Annotated in this window: 9 protein-coding genes; 7 read left to right on the top strand and 2 right to left on the bottom strand. The window is 72.7% G+C overall.

The genetic code is table 11. The annotated features are described in order from the left end of the window. A partial coding sequence (locus tag VFW79_RS04065; RefSeq protein WP_329676033.1) for a cysteine--1-D-myo-inosityl 2-amino-2-deoxy-alpha-D-glucopyranoside ligase occupies positions 1–927 on the top strand: 927 nt, incomplete at its 5' end. 36 nt (positions 928–963) lie between these two features. On the opposite strand, the gene VFW79_RS04060 is transcribed toward VFW79_RS04065, so the two are convergent. Next, positions 964–1827: a PAC2 family protein gene (locus VFW79_RS04060; protein ID WP_329676032.1), complete on the bottom strand. Its 864-nt coding sequence runs from the start codon at positions 1825–1827 to the stop codon at positions 964–966. Positions 1828–2078: 251 nt separating this feature from the next. Between VFW79_RS04060 and VFW79_RS04055 the strand changes: the two genes are divergently transcribed. After that, on the top strand, positions 2079–2273 hold the full coding sequence (locus VFW79_RS04055) for a hypothetical protein (RefSeq protein WP_414647862.1): 195 nt from the start codon (positions 2079–2081) through the stop codon (positions 2271–2273). A 105-nt stretch (positions 2274–2378) separates the two neighbouring features. Next, positions 2379–3113 (top strand): HAD family phosphatase, encoded by a 735-nt coding sequence (locus VFW79_RS04050; protein WP_329676031.1) that lies wholly within the window; start codon positions 2379–2381, stop codon positions 3111–3113. Positions 3114–3155: 42 nt separating this feature from the next. Here VFW79_RS04050 and VFW79_RS04045 read toward each other — a convergent pair whose 3' ends face one another. Continuing rightward, positions 3156–4214 (bottom strand): PD-(D/E)XK nuclease family protein, encoded by a 1059-nt coding sequence (locus VFW79_RS04045; protein ID WP_329676030.1) that lies wholly within the window; start codon positions 4212–4214, stop codon positions 3156–3158. Between the two features lie 81 nt (positions 4215–4295). Between VFW79_RS04045 and VFW79_RS04040 the strand changes: the two genes are divergently transcribed. From VFW79_RS04040 to dop, 4 genes are all read left to right on the top strand, one after another. Further along, a complete protein-coding gene (locus VFW79_RS04040) occupies positions 4296–5429 on the top strand; it encodes a site-2 protease family protein (protein ID WP_329676029.1) in 1134 nt (377 codons plus the stop codon). Between the two features lie 36 nt (positions 5430–5465). After that, positions 5466–6551, top strand: coding sequence for a tRNA (adenine-N1)-methyltransferase (locus VFW79_RS04035; protein ID WP_414647863.1), 1086 nt, complete (start codon positions 5466–5468; stop codon positions 6549–6551). A 76-nt stretch (positions 6552–6627) separates the two neighbouring features. Then, entirely contained in the window at positions 6628–8262 is a 1635-nt protein-coding gene (arc, locus tag VFW79_RS04030) for a proteasome ATPase (RefSeq protein WP_329676027.1), read from the top strand. A gap of 100 nt (positions 8263–8362) precedes the next feature. Beyond that, positions 8363–9970, top strand: coding sequence for a depupylase/deamidase Dop (gene dop, locus VFW79_RS04025; protein ID WP_329676026.1), 1608 nt, complete (start codon positions 8363–8365; stop codon positions 9968–9970). The last annotated feature ends 3 nt before the right edge of the window (positions 9971–9973 follow it).

The raw sequence follows: 9973 nt of genomic DNA, 5'->3' as shown, positions 1-9973 counted from the left end.
GAGGACATGACGTCGCTCGGCGTCGTCCCGCCCGACGTCTACACGGGCGCCGTCGAGTCGATCCCGGCCGTCGCCCAGGCTGTGCGCGACCTCCTCGCGGCCGGCGCTGCGTACCGGGTCGAGGAGCCGGACGCGACCGGGCACGGCAGCGGTGACGTCTACGCGGACCTCAGCGTCGACCCGGACCTGGGTCGTGTCGCCGGTCTCGACCGCGACGAGATGCTCGAGCTGTTCGCCGAGCGTGGCGGTGACCCGACGCGTGCCGGCAAGCGCGACCCGCTCGACCCGCTGCTGTGGCGCCGTGAGCGTCCAGGAGAGCCCGCCTGGGACGGCGGCGAGCTCGGGAGCGGTCGACCCGGCTGGCACATCGAGTGCGCCGTGATCGCGCGGGACGGCCTCGGCCTGCCGTTCGACGTGCAGGGCGGCGGCGTCGACCTGCGGTTCCCGCACCACGAGATGAGCACGTCGCACGCCCGGCTGCTCGACGCGGGCGAGGGTGCCCGCATCCACGTGCACGCCGGGATGGTCGGGCTGCACGGCGAGAAGATGAGCAAGTCGCGCGGCAACCTCGAGCTGGTCTCGCGGCTGCGTACGCAGGGCGAGGACCCGATGGCCATCCGGCTCGCGATCCTCGCGCACCACTACGCGAGCGACTGGGACTGGACCGAGGGGGACCTGAAGCTCGCCCGCGCGCAGCTCGACCGGTGGCAGCGCGCCGTGTCGGGGAACGGTGGACCGGACGCGACGGCCACGCTTGCGGCCGTCCGGTCGGCACTCGCCACCGACCTCGACGCACCGGCGGCGCTCGCGGCCGTCGACGCCTGGGCCGACGACGCGCTCCGCACGGGCGGCACGGTCGATGCCGTGATCGGCGCGCCAGGCATCGTCTCGCGGATGGTCAACGCCCTGCTGGGCGTCCGCCTGTAGCGGTCAGCCGCCGCGGGCCGTCGCGTCGCTGCGGGCTCAGCCGCCCGTGCCCTTGTCACGGCGACGCAGGTAGCGCTCGAACTCCTGCGCGATGGCCTCACCGCTCGCCTCGGGCAGATCCGCGGTGTCCTTCGCCTGCTCGAGCTGGTGGACGTACTCGGCGATCTCGCTGTCTTCGCTCGCGAGCTCGTCGACCCCGGCCTGCCAGGCGATCGAGTCGTCGGGCAGGTCGCCGAGCGCGATGGGCTCACCCAGCAGCCCCTCGAGGCGCGTGAGGATCGCGAGCGTGGCCTTGGGGGACGGCGGGTGTGCCACGTAGTGCGGCACGGCGGCCCACAGCGACAGCGCGCGCATGCCGCGGACCTCGGCCTCGTGCTGGAGGACCCCGACGATGCCGGTCGGCCCCTCGTACGTGTTCGGGTCGACGCCGAGCAGCTCACGCACCGCCGGGTCCTCGCTCGTCGCGGTGACCGGGATCGGGCGGGTGTGGGGCACGTCGGCGAGGAGCGCGCCGACGGTGATGACGGTGCTGACGCCGAGTCCCGCAGCGATGTCGAGCAGCTCCGTGCAGTACCGGCGCCACCGCATCGACGGCTCGATCCCGTGGACCAGCACGACCTGCCGCCCGGACCGTGGTGCCGTCGCGACTGCGACGGCCGTCGTCGGCCAGGTGATCTCGCGCCGGCCGTCGGGACCGATGCCGAGCACCGGCCGGTTCACCTGGAAGTCGTGGTACTCCTCGGGGTCCAGCTCGTCGACCTGCTCGGCGCCCCACACCTCGTGGATGTGCTCGAGGGCCTGGCTCGCTGCGGAGCCCGCGTCGTTCCACCCCTCGAAGGCGGCAAGCATGATCGTCTCCCTCGGCGGGAGCTCGGTCGGCGGGTGCGCCTGCTCGGTCATCCCGTCAGCCTAGGACGCCCGCGCGCGGGCGGGCAGCGGGACAGCCCCGGCGGGTCGCCTCGGCGAGCAGCTGGAAGCCCGGCCGGCCGCCTGACGGACGGCAGACCGGGTCCCTGACCTCGCGGTACGAGCCGGCACCCGGCCGCGCCGTCACCGGTGCGCGTTCGCCTGGTCCACGAGGTCGGCGATGCCCCCTGTTCGTCACCCACGACCTCGAGGTCGTGCGGCACGTCAGCCACCGGGTCGCCGTCATGCACCAGGGAGAGATCGTCGAACGGGGCGAGACCACCGTGGTGACCTCGCAGCCCGAGCACCCGTACACCCAGCGGCTCTGGATGGCCTCGCCCGTCCCGGACCCGATCGCGCAGGCGCAGCGTCGTGCCGACCGCCGGCGGCTGCTCGTGGCGCAGGCGGCGCAGGACGAGCAGGCCGGGGCCGTCGCCTGACGGTGCCGTACGGCGGCGCCTCGCCCCGGCGGCGCCCCGCCCGGTGGACGTGGCGTAGCCTCGCTCGATGCGCGACCCGGCGCAGCACGGCGACAGGAGTGGATCGTGACCAGCCCCGACGCGGTGTCGACAGGTCGGGCCACCCCGCACGGGGGCCCGCTGCCCGCCGCCGTCCTCTGGGACATGGACGGCACGCTGATCGACTCCGAGCCGTACTGGATGAGTGCGGAGACCGAGCTCGTCGAGGCCCACGGCGGCGTCTGGACGCGCCAGGACGCGCTCGCGATGATCGGCAATTCGATGTCCGTGTGCACGGTGGCGCTGAGGTCGCGCGGGGTGGACCTGTCGGACGACGCCATCCGCGACTTCCTGCACGAGCGGGTTGCCGCTGGGGTCGCGTCGGCCGTGCCGTGGCAGGCCGGCGCCGAGGATCTGCTCGCCTCGCTCGTCGCCGCGGGCGTGCCGCTCGCGCTGGTGACCTCCTCGTTCAGCGTCCTCGCCGATCCGTTCGCCCGGATGGCGGGGGTGTTCGACGTCGTGGTGAGCGGGGACGAGGTGCGGCACCCCAAGCCCCACCCCGAGCCGTACCTGACGGCGGCCGAGCGGCTGGGTGTCGACATCTCGCGGTGCGTCGCGATCGAGGACTCGCCGTCTGGGCTTGCCTCGGCGCGCTCGGCCGGCGCGCGCGTGATCGCCGTCGAGGTTCTCGTCCCGGTCGTGGCCCCCGTCGGCGTGAGCCGTGTGCGGTCGCTCGAGGTCCTCGGGCTCGGCGAGCTCACGCGGATCGTGACGGGCGACGTGCTCGACCTCCGGGGCGTCGAGACGACTCCTCGGGCCTGACGGCGCTGCGGCGCGACGTCGGCTGCTACGACATGATGTCGGCTACGCCGTGACGGCCGGGGCGCCGACAGTCGGTGCGACGCCGATGGCTGCCTCGACGGCACCCTCGGGCACCTCGGGCGCGACGCCGCCGAACGCGGGGCACAGCGCCTTGAACGAACACCAGTCGCACAGCTTCGACGGGCGGGGACGCCAGTCGCCCGAACGGGCGGAGTCCTCGATGCCGGCCCAGATGGACCGGACCCGGCTCTCGAACGTGACCATCTCCGGCTCGCTCGGCGCGTGCCGCACGATCTGTCCGTCGCCCAGGTACTCGAGCTGCAGCAGGGTCGGCAGCACGCCCCGCTCGCGCCACAGGACGTAGGCGTAGAACCGCATCTGGAACAGCGCCGAGCTCTCGTAGCCCGCGCGCGGCGAACGGCCGGTCTTGTAGTCGACGACGCGGACCGCGCCGTTCGGCGCGACGTCGAGGCGGTCGATGATCCCGCGCAGCTGCGGTCCGTCCTCGAGCTGTGTGCGGACGAACACCTCGCGCTCGTGGGGCTGGAGGCGGTTCGGGTCCTCGAGCGTGAAGTACGTGTCGAGCAGGTCGCGTGCGCTGGCGAACCATGCGTCCCACTGGTCCTCGGCGTCGAACAGGTCGAGGTACGCGGGCTGCTCGGTGTGGAGGGTCTGCCACGCGCCGGGCAGCATCCCGACGGCGGCGTCGCGCGTCCGGTCGCCTGCGGCCAGGTCGAACAGCTGCTCGAGGACCGCGTGCACGAGCGTCCCGCGAGCCGCGGCGGCACTGGGCGGCTCGGGCAGGCGGTCGATCACGCGCAGGCGGAAGAGCAGCGGGCACCGCAAGAAGTCGTTGGCACGCGACGGCGACAGTCCGGGTGCGGAGCGCCGCGTGGTGCCCGGTGCGACCTCGGGCACGACCTCAGCGGGGAGCTCGGCAGCGGCATCGCCGACGATGTCCTCGACGACCTCGTCGAGGACATCGAGGCTCACTCGGACGTCGGCGACGTCGGCGTCCGCACGACCGGCGCCGGTCGCCTGGTCGGACAGGGCGCCGGACGGTGTGCCGCCCATCGGATCGGGGAACGCTGTCGAGGTCACAGCTCGAGCCTAGGTGTCGGCCCCGACACCCCGGTACGCCACGCGTGGGATCCGTTCAGGAGGGGCACCTAGGCTGACGCGGTGAGCAGCAGCGGCGGTCGACGTGGTGGCACCAAGGGCTGGGTGATCGGCCGGGCTGCCGGTGCCCCGATCATCCTTGCTCCGAGCTGGCTGCTCGCGGCCGTCGTCCTCACCGCGATCTTCGCTCCGACGGTGCAGGCGCGGGCGCCCCAGCTCGGAGCGCTCACCTATGTCGTCGCGCTCGGCTTCGTCGTCCTGCTCTTCGTGTCCGTGCTCGTCCACGAGCTCGCGCACGGGCTCGTGGCACGGTCGCGCGGTCAGGTCGTGCACGAGTTCGCCATCACGCTGTGGGGGGGCCACACCGCCTTCGGGGGCGCGGCTCCGACTCCCGCGACGAGCGCGCTGGTCGCCGTCGTCGGACCCGTCGCGAACCTGGTCATCGCCGTCGCGTGCTGGGTCGGCGCGCAGGCCGTGCCGCCTGCGGGGCTCGCCGGGCTGCTCCTGTACGCCGGCGCGTTCTCGAACGGGTTCGTCGGGCTCTTCAACCTCGTCCCCGGTCTGCCGCTCGACGGCGGGCGCGTGCTCGAGGCCCTCGTGTGGCGCGTGACGGGTGACCGGCACCGCGGCGCGGTCGTCGCCGGCTGGGGCGGGCGGGTCGTCGCCATCGCTGTCGTCGCCGGGGCGCTCGTGCTGCCGATCCTGGGCGGATCGACCCCGGACCTGTACACGATCGTGTGGACGTTCCTCATCGGGTCGTTCTTGTGGAGCGGCGCGACCGCAGCGATCACGGGGGCACGGACCGGTCGCGCGGTGACAGCGATCACGGTGGCCGCCGTCGGGCTGCCGGCCACAGTCGTCGAGGCGCACGCGACCCTGGCCGATGCGGACCGGGCCCGTGGGGCCGCGGGAGTGGACGACGTCGTCGTCCTCGCGCCCGACGGCCGCCCTGCCGCCTACGTGGACCGGGCAGCGGCGGCCGCCGTGGCACCCGAGCACCGCGCGAGCACCCCGGTCGTCGCGGTCTCGGTGGTGCTGCCCGTCGGAGCCGTCGTGGACGCGTCGCTCGAAGGGGCCGCTCTCGTCCAGGCGATCGGCCAGACCACCCGGATGTCGCCCGTCGTGGTGGCAGTGCTCGGCGGCCGGGTCGTCGCGCTCGTGCGGGCCGTCGACGTCATCGCCGCCCTGCGCTCGTAGGCGTTCCCGGGACCGCAGGCACTCCTAGACTGGTCGATCGTGACCGACCCCACCCTCGCACCCGAGCCCACCGCCGCCGCAGCCCCGACCAGCACGGGGGCTGAGCAGCGGCGCGGGCCCCTGCGGGTGGGGGACCGGGTCCAGCTGACGGACCCGCGCGGCCGGCTCCACACGATCACGCTGACGCCCGGTGCGTCGTTCCACACCCACAAGGGCTACTTCACGCACGAGCAGCTCATCGGCGCGCCCGAGGGCTCGGTCGTGCGCAACACGGCCGGGATCGAGTACCTCGCGGTACGGCCGCTGCTCGCCGACTTCGTCCTGTCGATGCCGCGCGGCGCGGCGGTCGTCTACCCCAAGGACGCCGGCCAGATCGTCGCGATGGCCGACATCTACCCGGGTGCGCGGGTCGTCGAGGCCGGCGTGGGTTCGGGCGCACTGACGATGTCCCTGCTCCGCGCCGTCGGCGACGCCGGCTCGCTGCACTCGATCGAGCGGCGCGAGGACTTCGCCGCGATCGCCCGCGGGAACGTCGAGGGCTTCTTCGGCGGCCCGCACCCCGCCTGGCAGCTGTCGGTCGGCGACCTCTCCGACGTGCTGCCGGGTGCCGTCGAGCCTGCGTCGGTCGACCGCGTCGTCCTCGACATGCTCGCGCCGTGGGAGAACCTCGACGCGGTCGCGACCGCCCTCGCCCCGGGCGGTGTGCTCATCGCCTACGTCGCCACGACCACGCAGCTGTCGCGGCTCGCCGAGGACCTGCGCTCCGACGGCCGGTACACCGAGCCGTCCGCCTGGGAGTCCCTCGTCCGGGGCTGGCACCTCGAGGGCCTCGCCGTGCGCCCCGAGCACCGCATGATCGGTCACACCGGCTTCCTCCTGACCACCCGACGCCTCGCTGACGGCGTCGACGCCCCGCAGCGCCGTCGTCGGCCTGCGAAGGGCGCCTACCCGGACGCCGAGGGGAACACGGGCGTGGCCGTCGACCCGACGACTGTGTCCTCCGACGTCCGCGTGCTGCCCGACGACGCCTGGTCGGCGGAGGCGCTCGGCGAGCGCGCCATCTCGGACAAGAAGATCCGGCGCGTCCGGCGCGACGTCGGCCAGGCTCCCGCGATCGATTGACACGACTGGTTAAGGTCGATCGAGAGCAGCGCACACCGGCGTGCACCGTGAGCGGCACGGAACGGAGGCACACGCCATGACTGACCCGTCGAGCACAGGCCGTGACCTGCAGCGCGAGCTGGCGCTGCTGTCCGCGCGCAACGAACGCATCACCGAGGCGCTCGTCGCTGCACGCGACCAGATCATCGAGCTCAAGCGCCAGCTCGACGAGCTCGCGAAGCCGCCCGGCACGTACGCCACGTTCCTGTCAGCGCGCGCCGACGGCACCGTGGACATCATCTCCGCGGGCCGCAAGATGCACGTCGGAGCCAGCCCCACGCTCGACATCCACCACCTGCGCCCCGGCCAGGAGGTCATGCTCAACGAGGCGCTCACCGTCGTCGAGGCGGGCGGCTACGAGGAGGTCGGCGAGCTCGTCACCGTCAAGGAGCTGCTCGGCACGGGCCGGGCGCTGGTCGTCGGGCGCGGCGACGAGGAGAGGGTCGTGCGATTCTCGGGGCAGCTCCTCGAGGCATCCGTGCGGATCGGCGACGCGCTCACCATCGAGCCGCGGACCGGATTCGTGTTCGAGCGGATCCCACGGTCCGAGGTCGAGGACCTCGTGCTCGAGGAGGTCCCGGACATCGACTACTCGGACATCGGCGGTCTCGGACCCCAGATCGAGACGATCCGTGACGCCGTCGAGCTGCCGTTCCTGCACCCTGAGCTGTTCCGCGAGCACGGTCTCAAGCCGCCGAAGGGCGTGCTGCTGTACGGCCCGCCCGGGTGCGGCAAGACGCTCATCGCCAAGGCCGTCGCGCACTCGCTCGCCGCGACCGCGGCCGCCGCACGCGGTGAGGATGCCGCGGACGCGCGCAGCTACTTCCTCAACGTCAAGGGTCCGGAGCTGCTGAACAAGTACGTCGGGGAGACCGAGCGCCACATCCGGCTGATCTTCTCCCGTGCCCGCGAGAAGGCGTCGCAGGGGCACCCGGTCGTGGTGTTCTTCGACGAGATGGAGTCGCTGTTCCGGACCCGCGGCACCGGGGTGTCGAGCGACGTCGAGACGACGATCGTGCCGCAGCTGCTCAGTGAGATCGACGGCGTCGAGAAGCTCGAGAACGTCATCGTGATCGGCGCCTCGAACCGTGAGGACATGATCGACCCGGCGATCCTGCGGCCCGGCCGCCTCGACGTGAAGATCAAGATCGAGCGGCCGGACGCCGAGGGGTCGCGGGAGATCTTCGGCAAGTACCTCACCGCGTCGCTGCCGATCCACCCCGACGACATCGCCGAGCACGGTGGGAACGCCGCCGCGGCTGTCGAGGCGATGATCAACCGCGTCGTCGAGCGCATGTACTCCGAGAGCGAGGAGAACCGCTTCCTCGAGGTCACCTACGCGAGCGGCGACAAGGAGGTCCTGTACTTCAAGGACTTCAACTCGGGGGCCATGGTCCAGAACATCGTCGACCGCGCCAAGAAGTCCGCCATCAAGGACTTCCTCGCGACCGGGCAGCGCGGCATCCGCGTCGACCACTTGCTCACGGCCTGCGTCGACGAGTTCAAGGAGAACGAGGACCTGCCCAACACGACCAACCCCGACGACTGGGCGCGGATCTCGGGCAAGAAGGGCGAGCGCATCGTGTTCATCCGCACGATCGTCCAGGACAAGAAGGGCAAGGACGGTTCCCGGACGATCGAGACCGTGACGAGCACCGGGCAGTACCTGTAGCCCACCGCTGTTCTCCGCGCCGGGCTGGTCAGTCGTGCCTCGGCGCGCTGCCTGGCGGACCGGCCCAGGTCGCCTCGTGCGTCTCGCCTAGGCTGGCCGCGTGAGCGTGCGCCGCGTGATGGGGATCGAGACCGAGTACGGGGTCCTGCAACCGGGGCGACCCGGGGCCAACCCGATGCTCCTGTCGAGCCACGTCGTCGCCGTGCATGCGACGGCTCGCGAGAGCGCACGGACCCGAGCGCGCTGGGACTACGACGACGAGGACCCGCTGCACGACGCGCGCGGCTTCCGCCTGCAGCGGGCGTCGGCGCACCCCTCGATGCTGACCGACGCACCGTCGAGCCCCGCACCGTCCGGCGACGGCCCGCAGCTGCTCGCGCGCTCGGGGATCGAGGAGTACGACGACCCCGGCGCTGCGAACGTCGTCCTGACCAACGGCGCTCGGCTGTACGTCGACCACGCCCACCCCGAGTACTCCTCGCCCGAGGTCACCGGGCCGCTCGACGGGGTGCGGTGGGACCGGGCCGGCGAGCTCGTCATGCTCGCGTCGGTGCGGGCGCTCGCGTCGACCCTCGCCATGCCGGACGTCGCGCTGTACAAGAACAACGTCGATGGCAAGGGTGCGACGTACGGCACCCACGAGAACTACCTCGTCGACCGCTCGGTGCCGTTCGTCGACCTCGCGGCGCGCTTCACCCCGTTCCTCGTCACCCGACAGGTGTTCACCGGGGCGGGTCGGGTGGGCCTGGGCCAGCGCGGCGAGGTGCCGGGCTTCCAGCTGTCGCAGCGCGCCGACTACATCGAGGCCGAGATCGGGCTCGAGACGACGCTGCGGCGACCGATCATCAACACGCGCGACGAGCCGCACGCGGACCCCGAGCGCTGGCGGCGCCTGCACGTGATCATCGGGGACGCCAACCTCCTCGAGGTCGCGACCTATCTCAAGCTCGGCACGGCATCCCTCGTCCTGTGGCTCATCGAGCGGGCGGTGACCGAGGGTGGCGCGGGTGGTGCCCTCGCGGCGATCGACAGGCTCGCGCTGCGCGACCCTGTCGATGCTGTGCACGTGGTGAGTCGCGACGTCGCGCTGACCGAGCGCCTCGAGCTCGTCGACGGCCGCCGGCTCACGGCGCTCGAGATCCAGGGGGAGTACCTCGCCGCCGTCCGGGTGGCCCTCGAGCACGCCGGTGGCGTCGGGGACGACGAGACCCGTGACGTCCTCGACCGCTGGGCCTCGCTGCTGCAGCGGCTCGCCGACGACCCGGCCAGCTGTGCGCGTGAGGTCGAGTGGCTCGCCAAGCTGCGGCTCCTCGAAGGCATGCGACGGCGCGACCACCTGGCGTGGGACCACCCTCGGCTCGCGGCAGTCGACCTGCAGTGGTCCGACGTCCGTCCCGAGCGCGGGCTGTACCACCGACTCGTCGCGGCCGGCGCGGTCGAGCTCCTCGTCTCGCGTGAGCTGGTCGAGGACGCCGTGACGCACCCGCCCGACGACACACGCGCGTACTTCCGCGGCGAGGCGATCGCGCGCTACGGCGGTCAGATCTCGGCGGCGAGCTGGGACTCGGTGATCTTCGACGTCCCCGGCGCGCCGACGCTCCAGCGGGTGCCGATGCGGGACCCACTGCGTGGCACGCGCGAGCACGTGGGAGCGCTGCTCGACCGCAGCCCAGACGCGGCCAGCCTCCTCGCGGCGTTGGGCGCCTGAAGG

Source organism: Cellulomonas sp. (assembly GCF_036279715.1).
GTDB lineage: Bacteria > Actinomycetota > Actinomycetes > Actinomycetales > Cellulomonadaceae > Cellulomonas_A.
The sequence above is the reverse complement of the archived record's forward strand: the minus strand, read 5'-3'. Positions and strand labels throughout refer to the sequence as shown.